Below are 14,038 nucleotides of genomic sequence, written 5' to 3'. Positions count from 1 at the left end.
CATCTACTCAGATTACTTTCATCGTAAAAAAACATGAAAGCAATAACTTCACTTAAAGTAGATAAAATCATCATGTAATCAAACCATTATATGGATTGACATCAGCATCAGTTAATTTAAAATCCCTCCAGTTTCGACGCTCTCATGTGCGGTTGGAAAAAGTAGTGTTATCAGGCCATATCTGCCTAGCACTTAGTTCCCCTAGCGTTTGTGATTTAAAGGTTCGACTAAAAAGTCTCACTTTTGAACACATGCTAACGAACTGAAAAATAAAACGGTTTTCCGTTTTTATTTTCTTACTTTACCCACCAACCTAAGGAGCACCTATGACTATCACGTTAAAAGTCGAAATCGACCCCGTGGTTATCATACTGGCGATGAAAATCGTCTTTATGCTAATCCGGTAAGTCCGAGGAGGGGGATTGGCCCCCCCAACTCACCCTTACCACCATGATGAATTAATCTGTGGCAGTTAGGATGCAGCATCATTAAATTATCGGCCTCATCTCCACCTCCATCTACTCGTCTGATAATGTGATGGACATCCCAATCATCATTATCTCTGAATATCTGGTGGCAGATCGGACATCGATGGCCCTGTCGCTCCCAAATTAATCTCAGTTTTCCTCGCTGCATTTTACCTTCTTTCCAGCGCTTAACTTGCCGCTGCTCGAAGTACAACTCGTCAACTGGATCGTATGGATTAGCCTCAGACCTGATTTTAATGTGACGTTTAATCGGGATATCTTTGCAAGACACCAACCTTTGCAGGCCGTTTTCCGCATCGACACTCTGAAATACCCAGTTATCGCTCCCGACAGAGTGAAAATATCTCTGCTTCACCCAGTATTTGTTGCGATTCCCGTGCCGTCGGCATGACCAGCGCCAGAGTAATTTCCAGACGCGATAGTCGATATAGCTAAACGTTTCTTTGGCCACAATGTGACGATGATAATTAGCCCAACCCCGTAGTACCGGATTAAGTTGTCTTATCAGGTCACCCTGTTTTGACGCCGCATTACGTTTCACTATTTGCCGGACTTTCTGAAGATGATTACGCAGTCCCTTGGCAGCAGGCTTTATCAGCATTTTGCCGTGGTACTTGCGCACATTCTGCCCCAGAAAATCAAACCCATCGGAAATATGCGTTATCACAGTTTTTTCGGGTGATAATTGCAGCCCTCGTTCCGCCATAAAGGCCTCAACAAGGGGTTTGACTTCATTTACAAGCAACTCTATCGAGATACCCGTAATGATGAAATCATCTGCATAACGCACAAAATTGGTCTTGGTTTTATAACTGGCTTTGGTGTTTTTCTTCCCAAAATGGGTTTCTAACACCGCTTCCAGTCCATCCAGTGCCATATTAGCCAGTACGGGAGAAATAATGCCTCCCTGTGGTGTACCAGCCTCCGTTGGGTATAACCGACCGGACTCCATGAATCCCGCTTTAAGCCATTTCCCGAGTACCTGTTTATCCAACGGAATGTTGGCAAGTAACCAGTCATGGCTGATATTGTCAACACACTCTTTTATATCGCCTTCCAGTACCCATTCAGCAGAGCTTTTACGACTGAGATTAACAAAACATTGCTCAATCGCATCTGCCGCTGAACGCGCCGGACGGAAGCCATAACTGTTGCGATCTGCCCTAGTTTCCGAGACGGGGTCAAGTGCTAACAGGTATAACGCCTGCATCGCTCTGTCTTTCATCGTCGGTATGCCCAGGGGACGGCGTTTGCCGTTGCTCTTGGGTATGTAAACACTCCTTAACGGAGACGGCTTATAACCTGTCCGTTTTAGCTGACCTATCGCCTGCCACTTACTTCCGGGAGTGTTCCACAACTGGCGATCCACTCCGGCTGTCTTTTTGCCTCGATTTTCGGTAACCCGCCTGACAGCCAGTGCCTTGGCTGCAAACGAGCGCATCAGCATCCTTTGCAGAGCTTTCACTCTGCGCCAGCGCTTCTGCTCCGTTGCCTTTGCGATTCGTATCTGTAGCCCTCTGACATGGCGGTGAACCTGACTCCAATTGATACGGTGCCAGTTCTCCGCCTTGCCGGAGGACGCAGATACGCTAACTAACGTACTCATCTTGCTACCCTCCACTGTGCTTTGTTCAGAAAGCCCGGTGTGGTAACAGATAGACAGCCCCCTGCGGGAGTGTCATCGGCTCCCGCAGGGGTAAAAATAGAGGCGTTGACTACCGCCCTTAATCTCTTTCTGTCACGTTAGATTGCTTTACATTACTGCACGCAATTAAAGACCAGTCGGAAGTCTGCCCCGTTTCCGGTGGAGGAACCTTTAACCCCCTATCCATTCCATTACAGAATGGCATTCGCTTTCTCCAACCTCCTTTACCCGCATTTTCAACAGCTCGTCTTACGACTCACCTGCCACGAGGGCAAAAATACGGGCTTACCGAGCTCCATACTAATGACACGAATCACTGAGGTTCTGCCTATACACCGAAGATCTAATGGCAACGTATTCCCAGATGTAAAAGGAATAGCCGACCTTGTACCTTTTGGTCGCAGCATATCAGTAGCTTTTGCTGCTTGCGGCTGACGGTGCTTATGGCAGTTCACTTAACGTTAACCCTATGATCCAGCCTTGCCTCTCATTCACCTACTACTGGCGAAATCCATTGCTCACCTCACGGTGAAACAACACCCGAAAAACAGGGAGTACGTTGTCAGAGCGCTCTCACACCCCACCATTGCTGGTGACGCGCTGCTCCTAGGCTACTGTTAGTTGCATAACAGGTCTGTCTCTGCACCAAACATAGATACAGTCAGACAATCATCAGCACAGCTTCACACCGGTAGGTGCTAGTGCGCATAATTTAGATAAAGGCGATGTTAGCCCCGCTGCATCACAAACCAATCGATAGCGGCTTGCTTCGGCGTGCACCTTTCTTGACGTTAAATAGTTTTAAACAGTTTAAGTATTTGTTTGAAAATCAAACAATTTAAAAAGATAAAATATTTAAACAGATTAGAACGGATACTGACTTTAAAGTCGCATCCAGAGATTAGCCTTCGCTTTGCGAAGGGCCAATGTTCCGGATGAATTTAAAGTCCGGAACATCGGACATTTATCACATTCATGCTAATTTAGCGGGAAATAGTGAACGTATACAGTCGCATACGTTCACTACGGAAGTAGTCCGCTCGGCTAGCTACCTACACGACTCTCGTCGCACTACATCATGCCGCCCATACCACCCATGCCGCCCATGCCACCAGCGGCGCCTAAATCAGGCGCGTCGCCTTTCGGCAGCTCGGTCACCATACATTCGGTGGTGATCATCAGGCCAGCGACGGAAGCCGCGTACTGCAGCGCAGAACGGGTTACTTTGGTCGGATCCAGGATACCCATGTCGATCATGTTGCCGTACTGTTCGGTCGCAGCGTTGTAACCGTAGTTACCTTCGCCCGCTTTCACGTTGTTGGCAACCACAGACGGCTCTTCGCCGGCGTTGGACACGATCTGGCGCAGAGGCGCTTCCATCGCACGCTGAGCAACTTTGATACCTACGTTCTGCTCTTCGTTATCGCCTTTCAGGCCGTTGATAGCAGTAGCAACGCGGATCAGCGCCACGCCGCCGCCGGCAACTACGCCTTCTTCAACAGCAGCACGAGTCGCATGCAGCGCATCTTCAACGCGAGCTTTCTTCTCTTTCATTTCCACTTCGGTAGCGGCGCCAACTTTGATAACGGCAACGCCGCCTGCCAGTTTGGCTACGCGCTCCTGCAGTTTTTCACGATCGTAATCGGAAGTGGCTTCTTCGATCTGCTGACGAATCTGAGTCACGCGGCCCTGAATAGTGGCTTCATCGCCCACACCGTCAATGATGGTGGTGGTGTCTTTGTTGATAACCACGCGTTTAGCCTGGCCCAGATCTTCCAGGGTGGCTTTTTCCAGTTCCAGACCGATTTCTTCGGAAATCACGGTACCGGAGGTCAGGGTAGCGATGTCCTGCAGCATGGCTTTACGACGGTCGCCGAAGCCCGGCGCTTTCACCGCGGCCACTTTCACGATGCCGCGCATGGTGTTGACCACCAGCGTCGCCAGCGCTTCGCCTTCCACGTCTTCAGCGATGATCAGCAGCGGTTTGCCTGCTTTGGCAACGGCTTCCAGCACCGGCAGCATTTCGCGGATGTTGGAGATTTTCTTGTCAGCCAGCAGAATGAACGGGCTTTCCAGCTCGACAGAACCGGTTTCCGGCTTGTTGATGAAGTACGGAGACAGGTAACCGCGGTCGAACTGCATACCTTCCACCACGTCCAGCTCGTCCTGCAGACCGGAACCTTCTTCAACGGTGATCACGCCTTCTTTACCCACTTTTTCCATGGCTTCGGCGATCAGTTTGCCCACGGTTTCGTCGGAGTTGGCGGAGATGGTGCCTACCTGGGCGATGGCTTTGGTATCAGCGCAAGGAACAGACAGTTTCTTCAGCTCTTCCACTGCGGCGATAACGGCTTTGTCGATACCGCGTTTCAGATCCATCGGGTTCATGCCCGCGGCAACGGCTTTCAGACCTTCGTTAACGATAGCCTGAGCCAGTACGGTCGCGGTGGTAGTACCGTCGCCTGCCGCATCGTTGGCTTTGGAGGCAACTTCTTTCACCATCTGGGCGCCCATGTTCTCGAACTTGTCTTCCAGTTCGATTTCACGTGCAACGGATACGCCGTCTTTGGTGATGGTCGGCGAACCGAAGGATTTGTCCAGTACCACGTTGCGGCCTTTCGGACCCAGCGTTACTTTTACTGCATCAGCCAGCACATTAACGCCACGCAACATTTTTACCCGAGCGTCATTACCGAATTTTACGTCTTTAGCTGCCATTGGTAGTTTCCCTTGAATTCGTTTCGTTCAGTTCAGATGATTACGTGAGATTAGGCTTCAACAATCGCCAGAATGTCGCTTTCAGACATGATCAACACTTCTTCGTTGTCGATCTTCTCCGTCTTCACGCCATAGCCATCATTGAAAATGACGATATCGCCAACCTTCACGTCCAGCGGTTTCACTTCACCGTTTTCCAGGATACGGCCATGGCCAACAGCCAAGACTTCACCACGGGTGGATTTACCCGCTGCAGAACCGGTCAGAACAATGCCGCCAGCAGATTTTGACTCGACTTCTTTGCGCTTGACGATCACGCGGTCATGCAATGGACGAATTTTCATTGATAGCTCTCCTTTGAGAAAGTCCGTATCAGTTTAGGTTAAACGCCGGATGCGCTCTGGCATCCGGCCTTGTGGTGAACTAAGTGGGGACGTTTCACGACGCTTCAAGGGAAAAAAGAAATTTTTTTTGCGTTAAGTGAAATTTTTCCGCCGGCCTGCGCCCGGCGCCGTTCCGCGCCCCTTCCGACCGGAGTCAACGCGGTGAAGAACCGCTGGGCGGATTGCCGTTGTGAGAGTTGCCGTCGTGATGATGGTCGTCATCGGATTTGGATTGGTCCAGCCGCTCATGGTCGTCTTTGCGCTGAAACTCGCCTTCAAACACATTGCCCTGCCCGCCGTGACCGCCCGGCCCCGGACGGCCGCGCCAGATTTGCAGGTGCGGCATCAGCTTGAGCGTCAGGTGCTTCTGCACTGGCGGCAGCAGCAATAACAAGCCGAGAAAGTCGGTGAAAAATCCCGGCACCACCAGCAGGAAACCGGCCAGAATCAAAGATACGCTTTTAACCAGCTCGGCCGCCGGGCTTTCCCCCGCTTGCAGGCGCTGCTGCATCAGCATGATGTTTTTCACACCCTGATTACGCACCATGGAGATCCCGATACAGGACGTCAGCACCACCAACAGCAGGGTAGGCGCCACGCCCAGCACTTCGGCCACCCGAACGAAAATGGAGACTTCGATGTAAACGAACAGAAAAATCAGCAAAAGCGGTAACCAGCGCACCCAAAGCTCCTGTGGTTGATATGTAACCCGTTGATAAAAATGTTTACCCGGCAACACGCGGTAATACTCCTTACCTCGCGTTGTCATCACGATCAGGTATGAAGATACGACCAGTTAGCGTGGTACAGTACCTTATACTTGAACACGCCATTTACCCATACCGGCGGACGCTAATCAGGAGATGGTAGTGCAAATGCCATTTTTCAACCATGATGGGGATGTATCCGTTTATTCCCGCACCACGGTCATGACCCTCATCACAGTTCACACAGTAGGAGAGAGATGACCGCCCATATGTGATCGGGGCAACGGAAATCCCGCGTAACAACAGAATATCATAACAACAACAGCCAGCATGATGGTTAAACATTCTGCTGCTGTCCTCCACGGTAAGACGATACATCCTATAAATTCTAATCGACAGAAGTAAGAGAAGGCTCTCATGTCAGATAACATTCGTATTGAAGAAGATCTGTTAGGTACCAGAGAAGTTCCTGCTGATGCCTATTACGGCGTCCACACCCTGCGCGCGATAGAAAACTTCTATATCAGCAACCAGAAAATCAGCGACATTCCGGAATTCGTACGCGGCATGGTAATGGTCAAAAAAGCCGCGGCCATGGCTAACCGTGAACTTCAGACCATACCGCGCAAGATTGCCGACACCATCATCAAAGCCTGCGATGAAGTACTGGTCAACGGCAAATGCCTGGACCAGTTTCCGGTCGACGTGTTTCAGGGAGGCGCGGGCACGTCCGTCAACATGAACACCAACGAAGTGCTGGCCAACATTGGTCTGGAACTGATGGGCCATAAAAAAGGCGAATATCAGTACCTTAACCCCAATGATCACGTCAACAAATGCCAGTCCACCAACGATGCCTACCCCACCGGTTTCCGCATCGCGGTGTACAACTGCATTCTGAAACTGGTCGAAGCCGTAACCGTACTGGGCGATGGCTTTGAGCAGAAGGCGAAAGCATTCGAAAACATCCTGAAAATGGGCCGTACCCAGTTGCAGGATGCCGTACCGATGTCGCTGGGCCAGGAGTTCCACGCTTTCAACGTCCTGCTGAAAGAAGAGAACAAAAACCTGCTGCGCACCGCGGAACTGCTGCTGGAAGTGAACCTCGGCGCCACCGCTATCGGCACCCGTCTGAACACGCCGGAAGGCTATCAACCGCTGGCGGTACAAAAACTGGCGGAAGTCAGCAAACTGGCGTGCGTGCCGGCGGAAGACCTGATCGAAGCCACCTCCGACTGCGGCGCCTACGTGATGGTGCACAGCACGCTGAAACGTCTGGCGGTCAAACTGTCCAAGATCTGTAACGACCTGCGCCTGCTCTCTTCCGGCCCGCGCGCCGGTCTGAACGAAATCAACCTGCCGGAGTTGCAGGCCGGTTCCTCCATCATGCCCGCCAAGGTCAACCCGGTGGTGCCGGAGGTGGTCAACCAGGTGTGCTTCAAAGTCATCGGCAACGACACCTGCGTCACCATGGCGGCTGAAGCCGGCCAGTTGCAGTTGAACGTGATGGAACCGGTCATCGGCCAGGCAATGTTCGAATCCACCCAGATTCTGACCAACGCTTGCTACAACCTGCTGGAGAAATGCGTCGAAGGCATCACCGCTAACAAAGACGTTTGCGAATCCTACGTGTTTAACTCCATCGGCATCGTCACGTACCTGAACCCGTTCATCGGTCACCACAACGGCGACATCGTCGGCAAGATCTGCGCCGAAACCGGCAAGAGCGTGCGTGAAGTGGTGCTGGAACGCGGTCTGCTGACCGAAGCCGAACTGGACGACATCTTCTCGGTGCAAAACCTGATGCATCCGGCTTACAAAGCCAAACGCTACACCGAAGATCAAGACGCGTCGTAATTCCGCGCTGTCTTCTCTGTGAGGCACGTCAGTCCTGTCCGGGCTGCGTGCCTTTATTCTATCCGCTATTTTATCCGCGCCGCAAAAGGCCAGGCTTTCGCCATAATCATAAGAAAAAGATATGGAAAGACGTTTTGCAATGTCACGGACAACAAAATCAGAAGGAACATCAACATGGTTATTCTGGAACTGTTTATCGTACTCCTCGCTATTTATCTGGGCGCCAGACTCGGCGGCATCGGCATCGGTTTCGCCGGCGGGCTGGGCGTACTGGTTCTGACGCTGGGGTTTCACATCAAACCGGGCGCGATCCCGTTTGACGTAATTGAAATCATCATGGCGGTCATCGCCGCCATCGCCGCCATGCAGGTAGCGGGCGGCATGGATTATCTGGTCAGTCTGGCGGAAAAGCTGCTGCGCCGTCAGCCGCGTTACGTCACCTTTCTCGCCCCGCTGGTGACCTACTTCATGACGCTGCTGGCAGGCACCGGCCACACCGCGTTCTCCACCCTGCCGGTTATCGCCGAGGTGGCGAAGGAACAGGGCATCCGCCCGTCCCGCCCGCTGTCGATCGCGGTGGTCGCCTCGCAGATCGCCATTACCGCCTCGCCGATCTCCGCCGCCGTGGTCTTCGTCGCCGGTCTGCTGGAACCGAAAGGCGTGAGCTATCTGGCGCTGCTCGGCATCTGCATCCCCAGTACGCTGATCGCCATCCTGCTGACCGCCGTGCTCACCAACTTTCTCGGCAAAGAACTGAAAGATGACGAGGTCTATCAGGAGCGCCTGCGCAAAGGCGAAGTCGCCCTGCGCGGACACGGTCAACTGATGCTGAAACCGGGCGCCAAACGGTCGGTCGGGCTGTTTCTGGTCGGCATCATCGCCGTGGTGCTGTACGCCACCGCCATCAGCGACACCGTCGGGCTGATTCAGAACCCGGTGCTGCCGCGCAACGAAGCGATCGTGGTATTCATGCTGACCATCGCCACGCTGATCTGCCTGACTTGTCAGGTCGATACCTCCCACATCCTTAGCGCCAGCACCTTCAAGTCCGGCATGAGCGCCTGCGTGTGCGTGATGGGCGTCGCCTGGCTGGGCGATACCTTCGTCAAAGCGCACCTTGCCGATATCCAGAGTACAGCGGGCTCGCTATTGCAGAGCCATCCGTGGATGCTGGCGGTGGTGCTGTTCTTCGCCGCAACGTTACTCTATTCGCAGGCCGCCACCGCGAAAGCGCTGATGCCTGCTGCGCTGCTGCTGGGCGTCAGCCCGGTGACGGCGATCGCCTCGTTTGCCGCGGTATCGGCGCTGTTCGTGCTGCCCACCTACCCCACGCTGCTGGCGGCGGTGGAAATGGATGACACCGGCTCGACCCGCATCGGCAAGTACGTGTTCAACCACGCGTTCCTGATCCCCGGCGTGGTGGCGATTTCGCTGTCGGTGACCTTCGGCTTCGTCATTGGTCATCTGGTGCTGTAACGCACCGCCGAATCGTAAAGTTTTTTCGGATCGGCGTTCCGGCGCCGATCCGGCCTTACGATTGCCGACCCCGCACGGTATAGTGTGTCAACCGTTACCGCTATCGAGGTCACGATGTCAGACTCCAACGACTGTGCGTTATCAAACGATAATCCGTTATCAATCGATAATGCGTTATTAAACAGTAATGCGTTATTAAACAACGCCGCGGTAGTAATACTGTGCACCGCGCCCGATGAAAACTGCGCCCGACAGTTGGCCCAATCTGCGCTGGATGCGCGTCTGGCCGCCTGCGTCACCTTATTGCCGGGCGCAACTTCCCTGTATCACTGGGAAGGCAAACTGGAACAGCAGACGGAAATTCAACTGCTGCTTAAAAGCGACAGGGAACATCAGTCCGCACTGCTGACTCACCTGAAACAACAGCATCCTTACCAGACACCAGAACTGCTGGTGCTGCCGGTCGAGGGTGGCGACAGCGATTATCTCTCATGGCTCAACGCATCTTTACGCTGACGGTTCTGTGCCTCAGCCTGTTTTTCAGTACCCTGGTGCCGGCGCAAAACCCTTTCGGTCGCAGCGCACAGCCTCAGTTCCTGCCGGTAGATCAGGCTTTTGCCTTCGATTTTCAACAGCGCGGCGATCGGCTGATGTTAAACTGGCAAATTCACCCCGGTTATTACCTGTATCGCCAGCAAATCAAGCTGGATAGCGCGCTCATCGCGCCGCCGGGCCTGACGTTGCCGCCCGGAGAACAACATCGGGATGAATTTTTCGGCGAGGTGGCAATCTACCGCCAGTCGCTGACGCTCAATGTCCCCTTGCGCGACGTGCCGCCCGGCGCCTCGCTCAGCATCACCTATCAGGGCTGTGCCGACGCCGGTTTCTGCTACCCGCCGGAAACCCGTTCGGTGCCGCTCAGCGCCATCAGTAGCGGGACACCCAAGGTGCCGGCCGCCGTCACGCCGCAGCCGGACCGCGCGTATACCCCGCAGTTGCCGTTCTCGCCGCTATGGGCGCTGCTCATCGGTATTGGCGTTGCCTTCACCCCCTGCGTACTGCCGATGTACCCGCTGATTTCCGGGCTGATTCTCGGCCGCCAGCAACGCCTGTCCGCCGGCTGCACTCTGCTGCTGACGCTGGTGTATGTGCAGGGGATGGCGCTGACCTACACCCTGCTCGGCCTGGTAGTGGCGGCGGCGGGTCTGCGTTTTCAGGCGGCGCTGCAACACCCTTACGTTCTGATCGGGCTGTCGGTGATGTTTGTCGCGCTGGCGCTGTCGATGTTCGGCGTTTATAGCCTGCAGTTGCCGTCATCCCTGCAAACGCGTCTAACTCTGTGGAGCAATCGCCAGCAGAGCGGCTCCGCTGCCGGGGTATTTGCGATGGGCGCGCTGGCCGGGCTGATTTGCTCGCCCTGCACCACCGCGCCGCTCAGCGCGTTGCTGTTGTACATCGCCCAGAGCGGCAACCTGCTGGCCGGCGGCGGCTCACTGTACTTGTATGCGCTGGGCATGGGGCTGCCGCTGATGGCGATTACCCTGTTCGGTAATCGGCTGCTGCCCAAACGCGGCCCCTGGATGACTCACGTCAAGGAAGGTTTCGGCTTTGTGATTCTGGCACTGCCGGTATTTCTGCTGGGCAGGGTGCTGGGCGACACCTGGGAGTGGCGCTTATGGGGGCTGCTCGGCGTGGCGTTTTTCGGCTGGGCGTTTGCCCTCAGTCTGCGCAGTCATGCCGGCGGCATGCGAGCCGTGCAGATTCTGCTGTTTTTGGGCGCGTTGCTGGCGGCCCGACCGCTACAGGACTGGGTGTTCGCACCGGTACAGGCGGAACCGACCAGCGGCAGCCAGTTGCACTTCACGCCGACCAACACGCTGGATCAGTTGACCACGGCGCTGAACCGCAGCGACAACCGCATCACCATGCTCGACCTGTACGCCGACTGGTGCGTGGCCTGCAAAGAGTTCGAAAAATACACCTTCCGCGATGCGGCGGTGCAGCAGTCGTTGTCCGCCATGCAACGGCTGCAGGCGGATGTCACCGCCAACAACGAGACTCAGCGAGCGCTATTGCAGCACCTACAGGTGCTGGGGCTACCGACTATTCTGTTTTTCGACGCCAGCGGCCGGGAAATTCCAGGCTCGCGGGTGACCGGCTTCATGGACGCCGCCGCGTTTACCGCGCACTTACAGACGCTGGCGCGCTAATATCGCCCTATCGAGGCAGTCGTTCATAAACTTGAAAGATAACGGGGATACACCACACTGGTTAGTGATGGTTGATAAGCAGGAGGAACATGATGCAACGGGAAGAAGTTCTGGAGCAGGCGCTGGCCTTGCTGGAACGGCGCGGATTCGCCGACACAACGCTGGAAATGCTGGCCGACCAGTTGGGCGTCTCTCCGGCCGAACTGCTGCCCTTCTGGCCCGACCGTGAAGCCCTGCTGTACGACAGCCTGCGTTACCACAGCCAGCAGGTGAATACCTGGCGTAAGCAGGTGCAACTGGATGAACAACTCGGGCCGGAACAGAAATTGCTGGTGCGCTACCAACGGCTACAGGACGCCGTCAGCCAGCATCGTTTTCCCGGCTGCCTGTTCATTGCCGCCTGCAGCGCGTTTCCGGACCCACTCCACCCTATTCACCAGATTGCGGAACAACAGAAACAGGCCTCATACCAATATACCAAAGCGTTGCTGGAAGAACTGGAAACCGACGACACGGACATGGTGGCATTACAGCTGGAGCTGATTCTGGAAGGCTGCCTGAGCAAGTTGCTGGTAAAACGCCAGTTGTCCGACGTGACCGTGGCGAAACGGCTGGCGGAAGACGTCCTGCGCGTGGCAATGTGCCGGAAACACGGCGCGCTGGCGTAACGCTTTCACGCCCGGCGAATCGCGCCCGACAACCCCATCAGCCATAGGTTGTTGCTTATTTACGCAAAAAGCGCATAAACGCCGAAAAAGCAGTCAAACCGTCAAAAAGTGGGTGAATTCACGTTGACGAAGCCGCCTGAATCCGGTTTAATGCGCCCCGTTGCCCGGATAGCTCAGTCGGTAGAGCAGGGGATTGAAAATCCCCGTGTCCTTGGTTCGATTCCGAGTCCGGGCACCACCTTTCCTTTTTCATGCTTCCTTATCAATCCCTATATTGTTGCGATTCAATAAGTTGGCGTGAAAATCTTTTCCGATGCGTTTTGATTTATCCCTTCGTATCGGGGAATTTGTGGGTCAGATTGCGGGTCATTCAGTTCGATGAACGGGAGTGACCCTCATATGTTAACTGACAGCAAAGTCCGATCCGCGAAACCTCTCGCAAAATCTTACAAGCTCACTGACTCGCAAGGCCTGTACCTCACGGTATCACCCAGCGGCGCTAAGCTATGGTATTTCCGCTATCGCTTCGGCGGTAAAGAAAGCCGTCTGGCCTTTGGTCCCTACCCCCAAACCACACTGGCAGAAGCCCGCGAAAAACGCGATGCGGCGCGTAAATTGCTGGCATCCGGCATCAGTCCCTCTCAGCTTCGCAAGGCGAACACCCCCACCGTTGAGGAATCCCGCACCTTTCAGTATGTCGCTCAGGCGTGGCACACCAGCAGCCTCAAGCTCTGGTCGGACGCGCACGCCGATAAAATCCTCACCTGCCTGAAACGCTACGTTTTCCCTGCGATTGGCGCGATGGATATCGCACAGGTTGAAACCCGCCATCTGGCGCAGTTGGTTAAGGCGATTGACGATAAAGGCGTGCATGACGTCGCCGGACGGGTGCGCCAGCATCTGACCAAAATCATGCGCCACGCCGTCCAGCAGGGCGTAATCAAATACAATCCGGCTTACGATTTGGACGGCGTCGTGACCCCGGTCGCGACCCAACATCATCCCGCCCTACCGCTAAAACACCTGCCTGAACTACTGGAGAAGATGGAGAACTACAAAGGCCGGATGCTGACCCGTCTGGCGCTGGAGCTGAATCTACATGTTTTCCTGCGCTCCAGTGAGCTACGTTTTGCGCGTTGGGATGAATTCAATCTCAAGGCGCATATCTGGAGCGTGCCCGCCCAGCGCGAGGCGGTAAACGGCGTGCGGTTCTCAGAGCGTGGCGCAAAAATGAAGGATGAGCATCTGGTGCCGCTGTCACGGCAAGCGGTCGCCCTGCTGAAACAGATTCAGGCGATTTCTGGCGAATCAGTCTTCGTTTTTCCCGGCGCACATACCCTGAACAAACCTATGAGTGAAAACACCATCAACAAGGCGCTGCGCGTAATTGGCTATGACACCAAAAGCGAGGTGTGCGGCCACGGTTTCAGAACCATGGCCTGTAGCGCCCTGAACGAGTCCGGGCGCTGGTCAAAGGATGCCATTGAGCGGCAGATGAGTCACAAAGAGCGCAACGGCGTACGGGCTGCCTACGTGCATAAAGCGGAGCATCTGGAAGCCAGAATCGAAATGATGCAGTGGTGGTCGGATTATCTGGACGTAAACCGCGAAGGATATGTCGCACCGTATATTTATGCGAGAAGTTACAGAAGAGAAGATTGATTGCGGCTAACGCGCTGCGCTTGTTGGCTCCTGACGGGCTTTCTATGTGATAGAAAACCCGTCAGGAGCGTTGTCTTAAAACCATCCGGGCATTCTGCCAAACGTCTTTTGCTACGTTAGGATTTGCTATATCACTGGCTAAAACCACTGTTCAGCCTTTTGGTTCAATACCGCGTGTCTGGAGTTCCTTACGCAGAACACGCTTGATCTGTAAGTATCCCGGT

10 protein-coding genes and 1 tRNA gene are annotated in these 14,038 nt (G+C 54.5%); 7 read left to right on the top strand and 4 right to left on the bottom strand.

Annotated elements, in window-relative coordinates:
* Window positions 1–390 precede the first annotated feature (390 nt).
* The 4 genes from ltrA to DDA898_RS03110 form a co-directional block, all read right to left on the bottom strand.
* Window positions 391–2,094 carry a group II intron reverse transcriptase/maturase gene (gene ltrA / locus DDA898_RS03125; protein ID WP_050570173.1) on the bottom strand — a complete coding sequence of 568 codons (1,704 nt, stop codon included), beginning with the start codon at window positions 2,092–2,094 and terminating at the stop codon, window positions 391–393.
* 1,110 nt (window positions 2,095–3,204) lie between these two features.
* Window positions 3,205–4,851 carry a chaperonin GroEL gene (groL, locus tag DDA898_RS03120; RefSeq protein ID WP_013316259.1) on the bottom strand — a complete coding sequence of 549 codons (1,647 nt, stop codon included), beginning with the start codon at window positions 4,849–4,851 and terminating at the stop codon, window positions 3,205–3,207.
* Between the two features lie 50 nt (window positions 4,852–4,901).
* Window positions 4,902–5,195, bottom strand: a complete 294-nt coding sequence (locus DDA898_RS03115; protein WP_013316258.1) for a co-chaperone GroES — start codon at window positions 5,193–5,195, stop codon at window positions 4,902–4,904.
* A gap of 193 nt (window positions 5,196–5,388) precedes the next feature.
* The gene (locus tag DDA898_RS03110) at window positions 5,389–5,916 is read right to left on the bottom strand and encodes an FxsA family protein (protein WP_013316257.1); all 528 of its coding nucleotides are present in this window, start codon (window positions 5,914–5,916) and stop codon (window positions 5,389–5,391) included.
* A gap of 442 nt (window positions 5,917–6,358) precedes the next feature.
* Here DDA898_RS03110 and aspA point away from each other — a divergent pair, with 442 nt between their 5' ends.
* The 7 genes from aspA to DDA898_RS03075 all read left to right on the top strand — a co-directional run bounded on the left by aspA (window position 6,359) and on the right by DDA898_RS03075 (window position 13,814).
* On the top strand, window positions 6,359–7,798 hold the full coding sequence (gene aspA / locus DDA898_RS03105; RefSeq protein WP_013316256.1) for an aspartate ammonia-lyase: 1,440 nt from the start codon (window positions 6,359–6,361) through the stop codon (window positions 7,796–7,798).
* Window positions 7,799–7,972: 174 nt separating this feature from the next.
* The gene (locus tag DDA898_RS03100) at window positions 7,973–9,274 is read left to right on the top strand and encodes an anaerobic C4-dicarboxylate transporter (RefSeq protein ID WP_013316255.1); all 1,302 of its coding nucleotides are present in this window, start codon (window positions 7,973–7,975) and stop codon (window positions 9,272–9,274) included.
* 114 nt (window positions 9,275–9,388) lie between these two features.
* A complete protein-coding gene (gene cutA, locus DDA898_RS03095; RefSeq protein WP_081441328.1) occupies window positions 9,389–9,790 on the top strand; it encodes a divalent cation tolerance protein CutA in 402 nt (133 codons plus the stop codon).
* The gene (locus DDA898_RS03090; RefSeq protein ID WP_038910186.1) at window positions 9,766–11,484 is read left to right on the top strand and encodes a protein-disulfide reductase DsbD; all 1,719 of its coding nucleotides are present in this window, start codon (window positions 9,766–9,768) and stop codon (window positions 11,482–11,484) included. The genes cutA and DDA898_RS03090 overlap by 25 nt, the downstream gene beginning before the upstream one ends.
* Window positions 11,485–11,576: 92 nt before the next feature.
* Window positions 11,577–12,152 (top strand): division control transcriptional repressor DicD, encoded by a 576-nt coding sequence (dicD, locus tag DDA898_RS03085; RefSeq protein ID WP_038900225.1) that lies wholly within the window; start codon window positions 11,577–11,579, stop codon window positions 12,150–12,152.
* A gap of 162 nt (window positions 12,153–12,314) precedes the next feature.
* Window positions 12,315–12,390: transfer RNA gene (locus DDA898_RS03080), tRNA-Phe, on the top strand.
* 161 nt (window positions 12,391–12,551) lie between these two features.
* A complete protein-coding gene (locus DDA898_RS03075; protein ID WP_038910185.1) occupies window positions 12,552–13,814 on the top strand; it encodes a tyrosine-type recombinase/integrase in 1,263 nt (420 codons plus the stop codon).
* Window positions 13,815–14,038: the final 224 nt, after the last annotated feature.

Origin of the sequence: Dickeya dadantii NCPPB 898 (assembly GCF_000406145.1) — a bacterium.
GTDB lineage: Bacteria > Pseudomonadota > Gammaproteobacteria > Enterobacterales > Enterobacteriaceae > Dickeya > Dickeya dadantii.
This window is presented reverse-complemented; position numbering and strand designations above follow the sequence as displayed.